The organism is Ascidiimonas meishanensis, assembly GCF_037782385.1.
Lineage (GTDB): Bacteria > Bacteroidota > Bacteroidia > Flavobacteriales > Flavobacteriaceae > Ascidiimonas > Ascidiimonas meishanensis.
On the sequence record NZ_JBBEXD010000001.1, the window covers coordinates 271,416 to 290,135 of the forward strand.

General features: G+C 35.7%; 7 protein-coding genes. 1 reads left to right on the forward strand and 6 read right to left on the reverse strand.

Annotated elements, in window-relative coordinates:
* Positions 1-183: 183 nt before the first annotated feature.
* The 6 genes from WBG07_RS01095 to WBG07_RS01120 form a co-directional block, all read right to left on the reverse strand.
* Entirely contained in the window at positions 184-867 is a 684-nt protein-coding gene (locus tag WBG07_RS01095; RefSeq protein ID WP_340198631.1) for a hypothetical protein, read from the reverse strand.
* Positions 858-7,391, reverse strand: a complete 6,534-nt coding sequence (locus WBG07_RS01100) for an FG-GAP-like repeat-containing protein (protein WP_340198632.1) — start codon at positions 7,389-7,391, stop codon at positions 858-860. The genes WBG07_RS01095 and WBG07_RS01100 overlap by 10 nt, the downstream gene beginning before the upstream one ends.
* A gap of 136 nt (positions 7,392-7,527) precedes the next feature.
* Entirely contained in the window at positions 7,528-8,061 is a 534-nt protein-coding gene (locus WBG07_RS01105) for a hypothetical protein (RefSeq protein ID WP_340198633.1), read from the reverse strand.
* Positions 8,062-8,069: 8 nt separating this feature from the next.
* On the reverse strand, positions 8,070-14,591 hold the full coding sequence (locus WBG07_RS01110) for an RHS repeat-associated core domain-containing protein (RefSeq protein ID WP_340198634.1): 6,522 nt from the start codon (positions 14,589-14,591) through the stop codon (positions 8,070-8,072).
* Positions 14,592-14,625: 34 nt separating this feature from the next.
* Positions 14,626-15,081 (reverse strand): T9SS type A sorting domain-containing protein, encoded by a 456-nt coding sequence (locus WBG07_RS01115; RefSeq protein WP_340198635.1) that lies wholly within the window; start codon positions 15,079-15,081, stop codon positions 14,626-14,628.
* 247 nt (positions 15,082-15,328) lie between these two features.
* Positions 15,329-17,374 carry a dipeptidyl-peptidase 3 family protein gene (locus tag WBG07_RS01120; protein ID WP_340198636.1) on the reverse strand — a complete coding sequence of 682 codons (2,046 nt, stop codon included), beginning with the start codon at positions 17,372-17,374 and terminating at the stop codon, positions 15,329-15,331.
* A 108-nt stretch (positions 17,375-17,482) separates the two neighbouring features.
* On the opposite strand from WBG07_RS01120, the gene WBG07_RS01125 reads away from it, so the two are divergent.
* Entirely contained in the window at positions 17,483-18,718 is a 1,236-nt protein-coding gene (locus WBG07_RS01125; protein ID WP_340198637.1) for a glycosyltransferase family 4 protein, read from the forward strand.
* Positions 18,719-18,720 lie beyond the last annotated feature (2 nt).

An 18,720-nucleotide genomic window follows, 5' to 3' on the forward strand; every position in this document is an offset into this window, starting at 1 on the left:
ACATCCTACTATTTTATCAAAGGACGCCAAATTTGCTGCATTTGACTACAAGTTACTAAAAAATAAAAATACATTAGTTATTTTAACAATTTCCATTTTACTAATTATGTACTCCTATTATATAAAACAAAAAAAGCTATCCTTATGGATAACTCTTTTAAAATGATTTATTTTAAACTCTACTTAATTGTTAGTCAGTTCTTTATATAAAATCAAAAGTGTTTTAAGATTTTTAGAAGGTTTAAAGATTACTTTATCATAACCGGGCATAGCCTCTCTTTTTTTCTCTTTAACAACAATAGTACTTCCCGTTTGTTCTAATAATCCAGAAATCACTTCCATATAATTTTCATCAGGATATGTATATGAATAATCATTTTCAGTAGTCCTACCACAGTTAATGAAAGCTCCCAATAAGAAATACAATTTTTCATTTTGAGTTTTAAAGGCTTCCGGTTTTAATTTTAAGACCACTATTTCAAAATCTTTATCTAGGGTTTCATCATAATAAAACATATCTGCTGATCTTTCTTCTTCAAAAAATCGTAAAAATGGATTTTCCTCCCCCTCTTCTCTATATATTTCAACAAAATCTTCTTTTTTAATGATAAAATTTAATCCAGATTGTTTTTCATAAGATGCTAAAGTATCTAATACCACCTCAATAAGTTTTTCTTTCCCTGGAAATAAAAAATTAACACGATTCTTTAAAACTGGATGTTCCTTCACCCAGTTAGTACCACTAGAAAAATTGAACATCCCCACCAGAAAAGCTTCTTTTTCTGGTATAGACAATTCTTCGTGCTGACCTTTACAACCAGCACTTAGAATCATCATTAAAATTACTATTACTTTTCCTATTTCCATACGCTGAAAATCTGGTAGATATTTTTAAATGTTGCTCTCACTCCATGACCACCAGGATCCATTATAGTGATTCTATATTTTGAAAAATCTGCAAGGAATTGAATTTTAGTAATTAGACTTGCGTGCCCATATCCACTTTTTGGATACCAACCAATCTGTACAATTCTATTTGCTTTCATTTCGCCTAACATCCAAGGAAGTGCATTTTTGGGTGTATAACTTCCATTGTATCCGTTTCCGAAAGAACTCACATTATAACCAGAACCCTTATAGTACCCTTGTATAAACGTATTTTTCATACCATTATTAGAGTTTACATATTTGAGCCATTTGCTATTAATAGACGATTGACCGCTGGTATTATAATATTTATCTACAGATAATTTAGTGGCATGCGTACAATCCCACTCTCCTTTTTGTAGCGTTCTACCTATTTTCATTTCAAATTCGGTATCCCATTTTTTACCTAGATCAAAGTCTTTGGTAAAGCCTGAAGTTCCTTCCCCTCCATATCCTAAGGTTATTTCCTGCCATTTTTCACCAGACCAAAATTCCCTACCGTTTTTCACTGCATTAATTCCGCCTGAGATTCCTCCTGCTATTCCTCCTGTGACACCACCAATAAGTGCTGCTTTAATACCTGAGACGAGTCCTTCTCCAAAACTTGAACCGTTGAGCCAGGCGTTTCCTGCCGCACCTACAAAGCCGCCAGCAAAACCTCCGGCAGCCCCTGCTGCGGCGCCAGACCAAAAGCCCATGGTAGAGGCTACTGTACTTCCAAAGAATGAGCCTCCGGCGACGACACTTCCCACGCCAGCTCCTACTAATCCTGCCACAGCTCCTATTAATGCTCCTCCAAGTATGGACCCAAAGGTGGCTCCTGGTTTTAGTGCCTGACTAATAGCACCAATTGCAGCACCAATAATTACTGCAAACCAGAAAAATTCACCGTTGGGATCTGTATATTTTAGCGGGTTATTAAGTACATAAGCATATCTATTAAAATTTTGTGTATTAAATGGGTCTTGCATATAATTATCAGGACTCAAGAACCGATGGATCTTAGCATCATATAAACGACCATTCATATGTACCAACCCTACTCCCTGCAAGTGTTCATGACCGGTATACCCTCTATCTAGTACTGCAAAACTGGAAAGATTAGCTCCGCTCCCATTGGTAAGTTTTATGATATTACCCCATGCATCAAAATGTCGCTTTTCTTTAAAAGCACCCTCTTTATCTGTAATTGCCAAGATACTTCCAAGGTAATCACGATGTAGGTAATAATATTTGTTTGAGGTGGTTGAGCCTTGCTCAGAATGCCAAATAACTGGGGCAGTATATGCGTCTCCTCCAATATATGCTACAAAAGTAACTTTGCCGGTTTGTTTATCATAAGTAGCTTCCATACTTCCATCAAAGGAATAATGCTTGCGATACCTTCGTTGTAGTTTGTCTGATTGCGTTCCTCCGTAAAACATATTGGAACGACTCATAAAAGCATTGTACTGGAATGAAATACGATCTTTACCGTGTTCGTAAATTTCTACCGGGCTTTTAAAAGCATTGTACGAAATTTGCTGCCTTGTATAAGTATTAAAATAATTTTGTCCAGTCCCGTTTAAAGTAAGTGAGGCAAGCCTATAAGAATTTCCATTATACACATAACTTCCTACCCGGCTTTCAGAGGTAATTCGCCCTCTAGTATCATAGGCCTGTGATTGGTTTCCGCTATTATCATTAAAGCTAATTAGCCTATCCATACTATCATACTGGAAATTTTCATTCCAATTAAACAAGCTGTTAGATCGGCTATTAAGCAAGCCCCGTTGTGTATTGAAATTATAACTAAGCTTCATTAATTGCTGTACCCCGCCAGAAGGATCACCAATAGGCGCTAGGGTTACTTTATTGGTTATAGCCTGTGTTAAATAACCATATGAATTATAGGTGTTGTTCTTGGTGAGTCCTACGCCACCTGATGATGAAACTACTTGCCCTCTGGCATTTACACTATTCACAGACCATAAGAGCTCATTTGAGCTGTAATCTCTTATATTTCTTATTTCTCCATAGGTATAGCTATTTTTAATTTTACGAACCGTGCTCTTATTATTTGCCAATACCTTCCCGTCAAACTCCTCGGTGTATACTCTTCCAAAAGAATCGTAAGTATATCTCTTAATAAACCTAGCAAATGCATTATTCTCAATAATGGAGGTGACTCGTTTATAAGAATCATACGCATAGGTATAAGTACTGTTATTCCCATCTGAATTGGAAAGGTTAATTGTCTTGAGTTGTTTTGAGGTAGAATCATACGTATACTGCATGGTCATATTAGTAAGATCTCCCGAAACTGTTTTTTGAGTAAGTTTACCAACGTTTGTATAAGTGTTTACAGTATTTCCTTTTGGAGTTGTTTCTTTAATAGTGTCTCCAAATCCGTTGTATTCAAATGTGTAGGTTCCTGCGGATGGATCTATCAATTTGGTTCTTCTTCCCCATCCATCTTGTTCCATCCTTAATAGTACTCCTCCGTAGTTTGCAGTTTTAAGTGCTCCGTTACCAAAATAGGTATATGAAACTGTTCCTCCAGGATCTTGTACAGATACTGTTTTACCCATTGCATTTTTGGTAGTTACTACTGTCTTAGTTCCATCATTAACCGTAGATGTTAGTCCGGAATAACTAATGTTTGTGATTTTTCCAGTAAATGAGGTGAGCTTTACTACTCTTCCATAAAAATCATATTCTGTATCATTCCATTGCGTAGCACTGCTACTTGTATACGGTTCACTTTCTCTAATGGTTCTATCAAACTTATCATAAACGTAGCTTTTCTTTACCCATTGCCCAGTTACATTTTTTTCTTGTTCAAGAATGAGTCGTTTTAAAGGGTCGTAGGTTGAAATTTTAGAGGCTCCATTGTCTCCATTTACAGTTACGGTATATTGATAATTGGACTCTGCATAGGCTGTAGTTACTTTTTTGCCTAAATAATCAGTAGCTCTTGTCATTCTAAACCAGCTATCGTATAGATAATTGGTGGCATGCCCTAATGTATTGACTTCGCGAGTAAGCGTTCCATTATTAATATTATATTGATAGGTTGTAGCTAAACCTTCAATATTGATAGATTTAGTAAGATACCTTCCAGAAGAATCATACTCAAATTTTACTTCTCTGGATGTTGATCCATAAGGTGTGGTTACCTTTCTAATAATATTACCAAAAACATCATAATAGTAGTAATCTATATTAAAATTGGTGCCGTCGCCTTTCGTTTTCTTTTGAGAAACATTCCATCCACTATATACATATTGCTCTTCACTCCTAAAGGTTTCTGAACCTATGCTAGAAGTTTCTACTTTTTTAGTAGCTCTACCAATATAATATGTACTACCTGTACTATTTGCATAGGTTACATCAATTACTTTTGATGCCTGTCCAGAATAATTAGTGGTAGACTTAGTAGGATTATTGTAACTATCGTAAACAAAACTTTTAGTTGTGGTTGTATTCTCCAGACGGTTTTCCTCTACAATAGAGGTGTTTGTAAGTTTAAAAACTTTGCTTGATGATAAAGAAGATTGATAAGAATAGGTGTTTTTGGTTGTGAAATTAGACGGTACCGATGTAAAGTTTATACTATAGGGGGCTTGATATTCTAGGGTAACGGCTCCTCTCAAAGCGGCACTATGCCGTGTCATGGTGAATAAACGATCACTATTACCAGTGTGCCAATTACTCCGTGCAACCGCAGAAAAACCTTGAAATCCTAGTCCACCCAAATGCGTAACTGCTCCTTTGTAGGAGTAAATCTGCTTTAAGGTTGAGGTACCACTCCTTATTCTTTGCAACGCCGTAACTACTTTTGTGCCAGGTGCAATCTGAATATCCACATACGGATATGTGTTATCATAAGTATATTGATATACGGGCATATAGTCTAACCCTTGCTCTGAAGTATCTAAAGAATTGTAATTGATGGTATGCGTAACTCCATTAGAAGCAACAGAGCGCAATAAAACATCTTCTCTATGGTCTTTTGTAAACCTGAAAGATGATACCCAACTATTACTAATAGAACCAAAGTCAAGATTAGCGTTTGCTTTGTCTTGTGATATAAAAATAGGGATTGGAAAATGTTTTAAATTTCCATATTTTGAAGCATATCCACTATAATTAAATGCTGGAGTTCCGTTAGTTGAAGTAGTATATGTATTATGATATACACGCACGTATTGGGTACCATTACTACTACTATTGTAAGTAGTAGTTCTATAATCTACAACATCTGTACGTCCATCCCCATTAATATCTACTGGGATTAAATTATATCCATACAAGGTTCCATTTTGTCCGTTCCAGTTGGTTTCTTTATACTGATACGGCATGGAAGATTCTCTTTTTACAAAACCTGTTCCTGTTGAAAGAAAGGTGGCAAATGTATAAGAGTTGTTTGCGATTGGAGTCATGAAATCTGTTTTTCCATCGCCATTGTAATCACCTATCATGATAGGTCTTGTGGTGGTAATTCTGGAATCTGGTGTAGACCATAACAATTGAATATAATTGTTACTTTTTAGGGTATACACATAAATTCTTCCTGACTTGACCTGAAGAATATCTGTTTTTCCATCTCCGTTTACATCTGCTGCATAAAGCTTATCGCTAGATCCGAGAGAAGCGGAAAGATATCCTGCCGAATTCGCAAATCCGCTAGTTAATCTTCTATCCAAATTAATAAAACTAACTTTTGAAGAACCAGAACTGGTAGAAGTACATTGACAGCATGTTCCGTCTCCTCCTCCTATCGGAATACGAGATTCTTCTCTTGGAGGTCCTACAGTTTCCGTGTTTGGATTGATTTTGCTTTCTTCTACCCCAGTTTTTTCATAATTAGACAAAAAAGGATCATCAAAAAAACCACAGGGATTATTTGGGTCTGGTAAGGTTTCATAGCAATAAGAATATGAATAAGGCTTACTTATTGCAATAACATCTGAGATGCCATCTCCATTAAAATCTCCCGAAATATACTTTTGGTTTACCCGATAGGTATTACTACTTCCGCAAGAATAACTGGAAGTGTATGTTGGGGCATTCCAAAGCTTTTCATATTGATAATAAATAGGATTTACCGTTCCGTTTGAGTATACTTTAAATTTTACCTGAGTAGACCCATAATTTTGGGCAATACCAATACCTTGCCCTGCTAAAATTTTATTATTATGAGTTAACCAATTTACTGGAAACAAAGCTTCAAAGCGTCCGCCTGTATTTACTTCATACGCATAATTGGGATACCCAGATTGAATTTCCTTAAAAACCCAAAACTTATTTCTAGCTGATGACGATTTTGGAAAAACCGTAAAATCCATTTTCCCATTACCAGTGAGGTCTAAAGAAACTGCTTCTGCATTTCTTTGTTCTATATTACCTACGGATAATGAATAGGTTGTATTTACTGAAGTTATGGATGTAGCGGTATTATTATAATTAAAAGTTATAGGCGAATGACTTAAGGTATTATCTCCGCTTTTTTCTTGAATACTTATGAGTCTGTCATACCCAAGAGAGGTATAATTATGATTTAAAATATAATTTCTATAACCAACTCCATTGCCTTTTACTCTTACTTCTTTGAGTAAATTTGTTCTCACAAATGCTTGTCCGCCAATATAAGAATGTTCATAACGCTTACGGGTTCCATAAACAAATTGGATCTCATTCATATGCGCTGAAGAGCTTCTACCTCCCCATTTTATTTTACTAATAGAGAGCCCATTACCACTTGTAGTGTAATTATAATGGATATATACGCCATGCGGACTTCTCCAATACGTAATTGCATAATCTGTTCTTGAACGAGCATCTCCTCCTAACCCATAATAGGCATATGAACCATCTGGATATTTTACCTGAAAATAGCTAGGGCCATAAGCCGCTCCATATATAGAGGTTCCATAAGCTGTAATCTTTACATTTGAATACCGTTCTGTTTCATAAACAGCCCCACTGATTCCATGAGTACCACTTTTTAGAATCATCCGCTGACCTTCAAAAGCAAAGCGGTCTTTATTATCAAAATCTACTGGATCAATTTCATTGTCATGAAAATTACTTGAAGGGATTCTGGTGATTAAAGATACACCAGAAACATTCCAACCATACCCAGCCAGACCGCTTCCTGCTTGACTATTATAGGTAAGAGCAATTGAAGGTTCTATTCCGTTAATCCCGGGAGGAACAGCAATAGGAACTCTGTAACTCGCACCGCCAGATAGTGAAACTGAAAGCTGGCCTTCTGTTTCGTTAATTCCAGATCCTCCTGTAGACATGGAGGCAGTAGCGTTTATGGGTATTTCTTGAGCGGGTTGCTCTGATGCGCCTGTTAATTCAAGTTTTTCTTTATCTATATCTGTGCTTTTTATCTTTTTATAGGTAAAAGTATCCTGAGCAGTTATAAGGTTTAAAGCAAAACATAAAGTCAATAAACAAGTAATTTTTTTCATAATGTTGGAGGGTTTTTTATGAGTTATCTTGGAATTACTAAGAGATTTTTTAATACATCTGATAATCCATTTTTATAGATTTTAAGATCTATGATTAATTATTGCTATTTGAATATTCTTTTTTGCGTGTATTTAATTATTCGCTTTTTGCTTTAAACCGATATCTATACCTGTTTTTTTGAAGATTCATCTCTAGCGTTAATTCCTCCCCTATTCGGATATTTTTAAATTCTTCTTCTGAAATGTCCTGGTTTAAATTATAAAAAACGGTTAGGTTCACGCTATCCTTTGCTTTAATTGTAAAAGGAAGCATATTCTGATTCTTATTATTTGAAAAAACCGTAGTTCCTTCACCCGGTTTTTTAAAATCCTTTGAATTATTAATCACTTTTGACCATTCATACGTGAATATGGTACTGTTAATTTTAAAAGAATAATTAGCAATTTCTAAGGGTATTTTCTGAGGATTTACGATCACTAAATTCTGAGAAACACTTACTTTATTCCCTGGAAGATGCATTGCATAAAAAGCACCGTCTTTAATATTGATGTTAGTTTCATTATTAATTATTGATTTTTCCAATAATTCAAAATAATAATAATGAGGTGCACACCCATAAAAAAAGAGTGTGCACAACATTAGTACATTGAATCTTATAAATCTTTTCATATTAAAAATTAGTGTCCGTGAGATCGTCCTCCTACAGAATTCACTAGCGCCTCTGCTCCATATTCTTGGAAACCTGGAGTACTATAAGCCCTAGGGCCTATAAAAAATTGTTCAAATATACCCGTGGCTTGAAAATCAGCCCATCCAACTAATTTCATGCTTTGTATAATATGCCCAAATTCATGCCCCATAGTTCCTGCGGTAGTTTTATTTCCAAACGTTACTATGCTTCTTCCCCAAACTACTTCTCTACCACCTTGGCCTTTTGTAAGTAAGTTCCAGACGCCTTGATAGGCACCTCCTTTTCTATACGCAACGTCTTTATATGAAACACCATATTTGGCACTCATAAGCTTTACATATTTTAACTGTTGATCTGATGGTTTATAGGTAGCTCCAAATAATCCTATCATCCCTATTGATTGTACTGCGGCACCCATTGCCCCATTTTTTGCACCGGTCTTAAGACCATCAATAGCATTTTCTCCATCTATTAAGGCTCCAACAAAACCATTAACACCACCACGAACGGCTCCTTTAAAAGAGTTAAACCCAACTTCAAAAGCTGCGTTTTTAAACCAACCTCCTTTAACTCCGCTCCAGTTTCCTAGTTTGGCTCCTGCAAAACCTCCTGCAAAAGATCCTAATATAGTTCCAAACGTGACATCTTCTCCAAATGCAAGACTAGTTCCTACCTGAGACGCTACTTCAGACAACATATTCATGGTGCCACTCTGGACAAATGCACTCGACGAACTTATGAGCTGGGACCCCAGCGAACTCAGGCCACCCGAAATGGCTCCGCCTACCGCCCCCATGAGCACGGCATTACCAAGACCACTCAAAGAGAAAGTGCCTGTAATTAATGATATAGCGGTATAAGTGACTGCGGCAACTGCCGCTCCCACCAGCGCTCCATAAAGAACAGCACCTAAAAATGCTAAGAAAGCAAAATTACCGGAAGGATCTGTGTACATTAATGGATTGTTTAATACATATCCATATCGATTGTAATTTTGGGAACTAAATGGATCTTGAATATAATTATCGGGCCCTAAGAAACGGTGCAATGTAGGATCATACATTCTTGCATTCATATTAACAAGACCTACACTTTTAATATGTTCATGCCCCGTATAACCTCTGTCTGTAATGGTAAAAGCATTTAGGTTTGAGCCAGAGCCATTAGTTAATTTTACAATATTACCCCAAGCATCAAAGTGGCGTTTTTCTTTTACCACACCATTGGTGTCAGTAATAGCCATTATACTTCCTTGATAATCTCGATGTAGGTAATAATAATTATTAGTTGCAGATGATGTTTGACTGGAATGCCAAATTACATTTGCCGTGTAACCGTCACCTCCTAAATAGGTTACAAAGGAAGTTTTACCTGTATTTTTGTCATAAGTAATCTCCATGGAACCATCCATAGAATAATGTTTACGATACCTGCGTTGTAATTTATCTGTTTGCAGGCCACCATAGAACATATTTGATCTTTTAAACAATGCATTGTACTGAAAAGTCACTTTATCCTTTCCGTGTTCTGTGATTTCAAAAGGCTTTCTAAATGCGTTATAAGATACTTGTTGTCTTGTATAATTATTGTAATGGCTTTGTCCTGCACTATTTAAACTTAATTGATATGGTTCATACGCATTACCACTGTAAGAGAATGTACCGAGTCTGGAGGCTGTCGTGATTCGTCCTTTAGTATCGTACGCCTGAGATTTTGACCCACTACTGTCGTTAAATGCCGTTAATCTATCTTGACTGTCGTAACTAAAGTTTTCATTCCAACCAAACATGCTATTTGTTCGGCTAGTAAGCGTTCCTCTTTGCGTATTGAAATTATAGGTTAGATCCATCAGGTGTGTTGTAGTTCCAGGGTTTCCTATAGTGACTTTGTCTACGTCAATTTTAGTGAAATAACCATAGCTATTAAATGTAGCTTTTGTAACAAGACCTGTACCTGCAGAACTATTTGTAACTTGTCCTCTAGCATTTTGTCCCGTAACCGTCCATAAGGATGCTCCTGTAGAATGATCTTTTATTCCTCTTAACTGCCCATACGTATAATAGTTTCTAATCTTTTTAATACTAACCTTGTTATTAGAAAGATATCTAGCTTCACTCTCTTCTGTATAGGGTTGCCCATGAGAATCATAGGTATACCTTTTGATAAATCGAGCATAAGGATTGTTCTCTGTTATGGTACTGATTCTTTTGTAACTATCGTAGGTATACGTATAATTTGAATTATTCCCATCACTACTAGTCATTGATGTATAAGATGGGAGTTTAGTAGCAGAATTGTAACTGTAATTGACGGTCATATTAGTATGATCACCAGAAATAACTCTTTTAGTTAACCTCCCTAATGAATTGTAGGTGTTTGTAGTGGTTCCTTTTGGTGTAATTTCTTTGGTAGTTTCACCAAAACCATTGTACTGATAATCATGTATGCCCGCTGTTGGATCAGAAAGTCTGGTTTTTCTACCCCAACCATCTTGGGTAATTGTAGTTGTTAAACCTCCATAATTGGTGGTTTTTAAATTACCATTCCCATAATAGGTATAGGTAACGGTGCCGCCAGGATCTTGTACCGAGATCACATTCCCCATTCCGTCTTTTCGGGTAGTCACAGATTTAGTTCCATCATTAACCGTCACATACAATCCTGAATAAGTAATATTCGTAGTCTTTCCTGTATACGCAATGGTTCTGATGATTCTCCCATAAAAGTCATATTGTGTTTCATTCCATTGGGATGGGGAGCTACCTGTATAGGGTTCACTCTGTTTATAAACCCTACTAAATTTATCATATAGGTAACGTGTTTTTACCCATTGCCCCATCACATCTTTCTTCCAGACCTCGCTCTTTCTTTTTAAGCGATCATACTTAACAATTTCTCCACTTCCATTACTTCCGGTAGTAGTTACTGTATATAAATTAGAAGATTCTGCATAGGTAGTATTCAATTGTTTACCTAAGAAATCTGTGGCTCTTTTGAGTCGGTTCCAACTGTCGTATAAATAAGTAGTTGTTAAACCATATGGGTTTCTTTCTGTGAGTTTACTTCCCGTACTGCTGTTGTATGTAAATATGGTTTGTAAGCCCTCTGCATCTATAGACTTGGTTAAAAACCTGCCTGAAGAGTCATACTGAAAATTAAGAGTACGGGATGGTGTGCCATAAGGAGTAATTACTTTTCTGGTTAGATTTCCATAAATATCATAGGTAAACGCTTCTGTATTAAAATTAGTACCATGCCCTTTATGTTTACGCTGTGTTATTAAAGCTCCTGAGTAGGTAAACTGATCTTCTGTCGTAAACGTATTAGATCCAATAGTATGACTTACGATTTTCTTCGTAGTTCTTCCTATATAATAATTACTACCTGTGCTATTTGCATAGGTAAAGTTTTCCACCTTAGATCCTGATCCAGAGTAACTGGTAGTTATTCTTGTAGGATTATTATAACTATCATAAATAAAACTTTTGGTGGTCGTAGTTCCCTGCAAACGATTTTGTAATACTACGGAAGTAGTTGATAATTTAAATACTTTATTTGAAAGGGTGGTAGAACTGTTTGTATAGGTTGATTTATTTATATAATTGGATGGAATGGAAGTGAAATTCATATTATACGGAATGGTATAATCACTTACAGTGGCTCCCCTTAATTGTGGATTATGCTTAGAGATGCTAAAAATCCTGTCACTACTTGAAGTGTACCAATTACTTCTGGCAACTCCTTCAAATCCCATAAATCCAAGACCAGATACATTTGATACCCCTGCGTAATATGAATATGCTTGTTTTACCGTGGTTGTCCCTGAAGCTGACCTCGTAAGACCCGTTACTACTTTAGTACCTCTAGCTACTCCAATATTCACATAAGGATAGGTTTGATTGGTGTTAGTCTGATATACTTGTTGATTATCTAAACCTCTTTCTGCGGTATCTAGTGCATCATATGTAATACTATTAGTGACCCCGTTATTACCTATAGATCGCAATAGAACATCTTCCCTATGATCCTTAGAGAAACTAAAGGAAGATACCCAGTTATGACTTACAGAGGCAAAATCAAGATTGCTATTGGGTTGACTCGATGACATAAATATGGGAATAGGATAATGTTTTAAGTTTCCATATTTATAAGCGTAGCCACCATAGACAAACGCTGGTGTAGCAATACTAGAGGTAGTATGCGTATTATTATAAACTCTTACGGTTTGATTTCCATTATTGTTGCTATTGTAAGTAACCGTTCTGTAATCAATAATATCGGTTCGGCCGTCTCCATTAATATCAACTGGTATTAAATTATATCCATACAAGGTAGCGCTACTCCCATTCCAGTCTATTGGCTTGTATTGAAATGGATAGTTCACTTGTTGTCTATAATAAGTAGTACCTGTAGATAAAAATACGGCAAAAGTATAGGTGTTATTTGAGATGGGTGTCATAAAATCGGTCTTTCCATCTCCATTATAATCACCTGATAGAATTGGATAATCATTTTTAATACTTGAATTACTGTAGCTCCATAACTGCTGTAAAGTATTGCTATTACTTAAAGTATAAACCGTGATTTTCCCAGCTGTAATATGAATAATGTCTGTTTTACCGTCTGCATTTACATCTCCTGTTTGTAATCTATCAGTAGACTTTAGTCCTCCTGATAAAAAACCAGCATATGTAACAAATCCAGAAGTTACTCTTCTGTCAAGATTAATAAAATGTACTTTAGAAGAAGTAACGGTATTGGAATAGCAATCACAACAGCCAAAGGCTAAGGGTTGATCTATCTCATCAATTCTTTGATCTCTAACAGGTCCAACAGTATTCTGTCTATTAGAGTTATTGTCTTCACTATAGGCTTCTTCTGTAGGTGCCAATATATCTTCTTCTTCTTTCTCATATGGGTCAATACAGGGACCGCCGCCTCCAAAACCTTGATTACAAGTTCTTACGGTATATCGTTTTCCAATGGCAATTACATCTGATAAACCATCACCATTAAAATCTCCTGAGATGTATGATTGTGGCACCCTTTTAGGAATACCAGGATCCCAACAGTCAAGCTCAGTGGTATAAGTTGGTGGGGTCCAGGCTTTTTCATATTGATAATATATGGGAGTGGTTGTACCATTTGAATAAACTTTAAACTTAACTTGTGTTGAGCCTGAGTTTTGAACTAGCGCAAGCCCTTGTTGTGAAAGTAGTTTATTGTTATGCGTTAACCAGCTTACCGGGAAAAGTGCTTCAAATGCACCCGTATTTACTTGATAGGCATAGTTTGATGAACCTGATTGAATATCCTTAAAAACCCAAAATTTATCTTTACCATAGCCTTGTTTTGGAAAAACCGCAAAATCCATTTTCCCATTTCCTGTAATATCTAGTGGAATTGCCTCTGCATTTCGTTGTTCTAAATTTATAACAGACAGGTTATAGGTTAGGTTTGTAGAAGAAACCGAAGAGGTTGTATTGGTATAATTAAATGTGATAGGACTATGTGTTAATGTATTGTCGCCACTTTTTTCGGTTACGCTAATTAAACGATCATAACCAAGAGACGTATAATTGTGTCCTAAAATGTAAGTTCTATAACTTGCTCCATTACCAGTAACCCTGATTTCCTTAAGTAGATTTTTACGCATAAAACGTATACCGCCAACATAAGAGTGTTCTGTTCTTTTTCTGGTTCCGTAAATAAACTGAACGGTATTTATTGGAGCCGCTGTTGTTCTGGTTCCATATTTTACGGTGTTTATTCTGAGTCCATTGTCACTTAAAACATAATCATAACTTATTCTAATCCCTTGAGGGTTTTGCCAGTATGTAATGGCAAAATCCGTTCGGGAACGAGAATTATTGGTATATCCGTAATATGCTATAGCTCCATCTGGATATTGAACTTTAAAGTAAGAAGGTCCATATGCAGCACCAAAAGGAGATACTCCATAAGAGGTGATTTTTACATTAGAGAATTTTTCTGTTTCATAAATTGCACCGCTTGCTCCATAGGTTCCACTTTTAAGCATTAGTCGCTGACCTTCAAAAACAAAACGGTCTGCAGTATCAAAATCTACTGGATCTATATTATTATCATGGTGCTTAGAAGACGGTATTCTTGTAATAACAGATAAGCCGGATACGTTCCAGCCATATCCTGCAAGACCATTCCCTCCTTGACTATTGTAGACCAGAGATAAATCTGGCTGCACTCCAGAAATACCAGGGGGCACAGTAATGGGGACGTTATAAATAGCTCCTCCAGTAAGAGAAACAGACAAGTCTCCCATAGTTTCGCTAATTTCCTCTGTACCAGAACTTCTGTTAAGCCCTTCCTGATCAGTAATACTCATTTTTTCCTGAGGAGCCCCTTGTAATTTTTCTTCTTTTTGTTCTACAGAGGTGGTTTTTATCTTTTCATAAGTGAATGTGTCCTGCGATAACGCCAAATTGGCCGTAAGCACGGCTATTAGCAATAATAGATATCTATTTTTCATTGTTTAATTGGTTATGTAGATGATTGGTTGTAATCTATTTTTTTATAATCTTATAACTTTCTGTGCTTCCATCGGCAAAATTCACCAGCAACAGATAAAATCCAGAAGGATAACTCCCAAAATTAAATTCTGTGCTATTCATTTCATCAGAAATATCCAACGTAGACAAAAGTCTATTTCCATTGCCAAAAAGCGTAATTTGTTTCACGGGGTTTTTAGCATGATAAATCCATTCTACGTTGAGAATATCGGTTACCGGGTTAGGTGCTGCTAAAAACCTATCTTTTGAGAGGTTTTTAGAAGTTACATCTTCAATAACTGCGGGTAAGGAGTCTTTTGCAGCGTCTATACTTACTGCACTGCAATTCAAACAAATGCGATCTCGAAGTGTTTGATTTCCAGAGGTGTCATAATTAAAGACTAATTTGTCTTGTGCGTATACCATAAAAGTAAATAGACACAATACTGTACTTAGTAGTTTTAATTTCATTGGTTGCTATTAATTGGTTGGCTATGTACTAAGGTCTTTGCTAAGTATATGTTTAATTCTTATAATTGGTGTAAAGAAAATAAACAGTAAAACTTAAACATGTATGGCTCTATATTTGTTTTCTAAATCATAGGTTTCATGAATTTGTATTGAAATTCTTAAATAAATGTGAAAAAAACAAAAAAAACTGCCCTGAATTCATGAATTCAGGGCAGTTTTAATAATCGATCTCCATGTAGCTATCGTCTTACTTCAAAAAACCGAAGCGTCTTGAATAATCTAACATTTGAAATTCAAAATTTATAGGCTGCTTTACTTCTATAGATTTAATATTTCCGTTTTCATCCATCTCAGGAACTAAAACCGGATTGACAAAACCGCTATATGGTGCAGATGTGAATTGTTTATTTCTTTCTAATACTTCTTTATGAAGTGCTTGATCTACTTTTACACCATATCCTTCCACAAGTGCTTGTGCCGCTTCATAATCTCCTTCAGACTTAATGCGTTGTGTCTCTTTTAGTAATTCACCGAACAAAGTTCTCAAACGCTCATAATCATTTATTTTAAAATATGTTTTTCCTTCTTTTTGAATTTTTTCTATTACATTTTCATCCGCACCTTTTTCAAAAACCCAAGCAGATACCCACTGCCTGTTCCGCATATGAGACTCTTCTACATCTGCTCCTAATTCTAGCCTAATTAATTGTGTTATTAGTCCATTTCGGATATAATTATTGTAAGCCGTAATCCCAAGCTTTTGCGCATCATCTACCAATCCTAATTCCTCTAACTTAGCATCCATTAGGTAATAAAGCCCCACCAAATCTGCTCTCCCCTCTTCTAAGGTTGAAGAATAATTTTTAAGGGTTTCTTTGGTTTCTCCCACTCCCGGGTTCAATTTGCCCGAGGCATGCCCTATTACTTCATGAAGCGCTGTGTGCAATTTTGAAGATAATTGCCCATATTTTTTATTTAACTCTAACTCTTCCTCGCTATACGCAAATTCAGCAGTTCTGCCTGTATTTCCTGCATTGTTGTAAGCATCAATTATATTACCTAGAGATACTGATTTAGAACCAACTGCAGCCCTAATCCAATTCGCATTAGGTAAATTTACTCCTATAGGTGTACTTGGAGAAGCATCTCCTGCTTCTCCTGCTACCGTAACTACCTTATAACTTACACCTACCACATTTTCTTTCTTATGTGCTGGCATAATGGTAGAATTGTCTTCAAACCATTGCGCGTTTTCAGAAAGAACAGACATTTTATCAGACATATCAAAATCTTTTATCTGAACAATGTTTTCATAAGAACCTTTGTATCCTAATGGGTCGTTGTAGACCTCTATAAAGCTATTGATGTAGTCAATATTCCCTTCTGTTGCAGCAGTCCATGCCACATTGTAATCATCCCACACTTGTAAATCACCTGTTTTATAATATTCAATTAATAAACCTAACGCTTTTTGTTGGGGTTCGTTTTCTGCAACACCCTGAGCCTTTTCAAGCCACTTAACAATTTCATCTATAGCAGCTCCGTAAAGGCCACCAGATCTATAAACTTGTTCCTTAATTTCCCCATTTTCCTTTATAAGTTTAGAATTTAGACCGTAAGAAAGCGGTTTATCTGGATTTGGAGATACTTTTGACTTGTAAAAATTAGCCACATCTTCATTGGTAATGTTTGGTCCATAAAAGTTAACCGCAGACAATGCCACATTATCAACTCCTTTAGCCTGATTGACTTTTTTTACATCCACATCATTAAAAAGTACTTCAAAAGCTTCTCCTTCTAATTTGACACCAGTTTCATTTAATAAATTGCTAAGATAATCTGAACTGAATTCTGGCTTGATCTTGTCATTTGAATAATGATGATGTATCCCATTTGAAAACCAAAAACGCTTTAGATAGGTTTCAAAGGCTTTCCAATTGTTATTAGTTTTATCCCCTTTATATACCGTATAAACACTTTCTAAAGCATTTCTTATTTCAAGATTATGTCGGTAATTCTGATCATACATAATATCTCTCCCGCTAAGACCTGCTTGAACAAGGTAGTAAACCAGTTTTTGCTCTTTTAGTGTCAATTTTTCCCATCCTGGAATTTGGTAACGCAAAATTCGTATATCCGCAAATTGATCTACGGTATAATCTTTTAATTTTCCATTCTTAATAGCCGCGAACTCCACCAATGTTTCTTCACCTTTAGTGGGTTCCTTTTTTTCAGCACATGCAAAAAATAGCAACGCTATCCATAATAATGTTAAATACTTTGTAGTTTTCATGCTTTAAATTCGTTTTTTAGTAATTGCAAATGTAATTAATTTAGAAATCTTCAAAATAACTAAAGAAAGTTAATAACCTTCACCTTATTAGGTCAATAAAAAATCAATATGAAAAAAATACTTATTGTAGGGTTTGTTTGGCCAGAACCAAATTCTTCTGCAGCTGGCAGACATATGATGAACCTTATCCTTTTCTTTAAAGAAATGCTATATCAGGTAACCTTTGTTACAACAGCGAAACATTCAGATTTTATGGCGGATCTTTCAGGATTAGATGTTCAAACTAAAGTTATAAAGCTCAATGATTCTTCTTTTGATGATTTTGCGATGGAGCTAAATCCGCATATTGTTCTTTTTGACAGGTATATGACGGAAGAGCAATTTGGTTGGCGAATTGCTAAGAATTGTCCTAACGCCATTAGAATCTTAGACACCGAAGATCTTCACTTTTTAAGAAATGCCAGAGAAACCTCTATAGAACAAAACGGAACTCTTGAAAATGTCCATTTAATTACTGATTTGGCTAAGCGAGAAATTGCAAGTATCTACCGCTGTGATTTAACGCTCGTTATTGCTGAATATGAAATGGAACTGCTTAAATCAGAATTTAATATTCCAGAATACTTACTGGTATATTTCCCGCTTATCTCAAGTAATACAAGGAATTCATCAATTTTTAAATCAAAAACATTTGAAGAAAGAAGACATTTTATATCCATTGGAAATTTTAGACATGCACCAAATAAAGATGCCGTTCTAATCTTAAAAAATCAGATTTGGAATCAGATTAGAAAACAACTTCCACAAGCTGAACTGCACATTTATGGGGCTTATTGCAATGAAGCAATATATGTTTTAAATAATAAAAAGGAAGGGTTTATTGTAAAAGGAAGAGCTAAAAGTGTGCAAGAAATAATGCAAAATGCTAGAGTTTATTTGGCTCCTTTAAGATTTGGCGCTGGTATTAAAGGTAAATTATTAGATGCTATGGATTATGATTTACCTGGTATTACAACTTCCATAGGCGCTGAGAGTATGCAAGGCTCTTTTGATTGGAATGGTGCTATTCATGACGATTTTGATGCATTTGCTACTGCTGCAATTAATTTATATCAAGATGAAAATCTTTGGAATAAATGTGTTAAAAATGGTCGTATTCTTAGACAAAACAGATTCGATAAATTTAACGCATTTCAAAGATTGGCTGCTGCTATAGAACGTATAACTGTTGATCTTTCATCACAGCGCAAAAAGAACTTTACTGGTGCAATGCTTATGCATCACACCTTACAAAGTTCTAGGTATCTATCAAAGTATATTGAATTAAAAAATAAGAAAGAATAAAA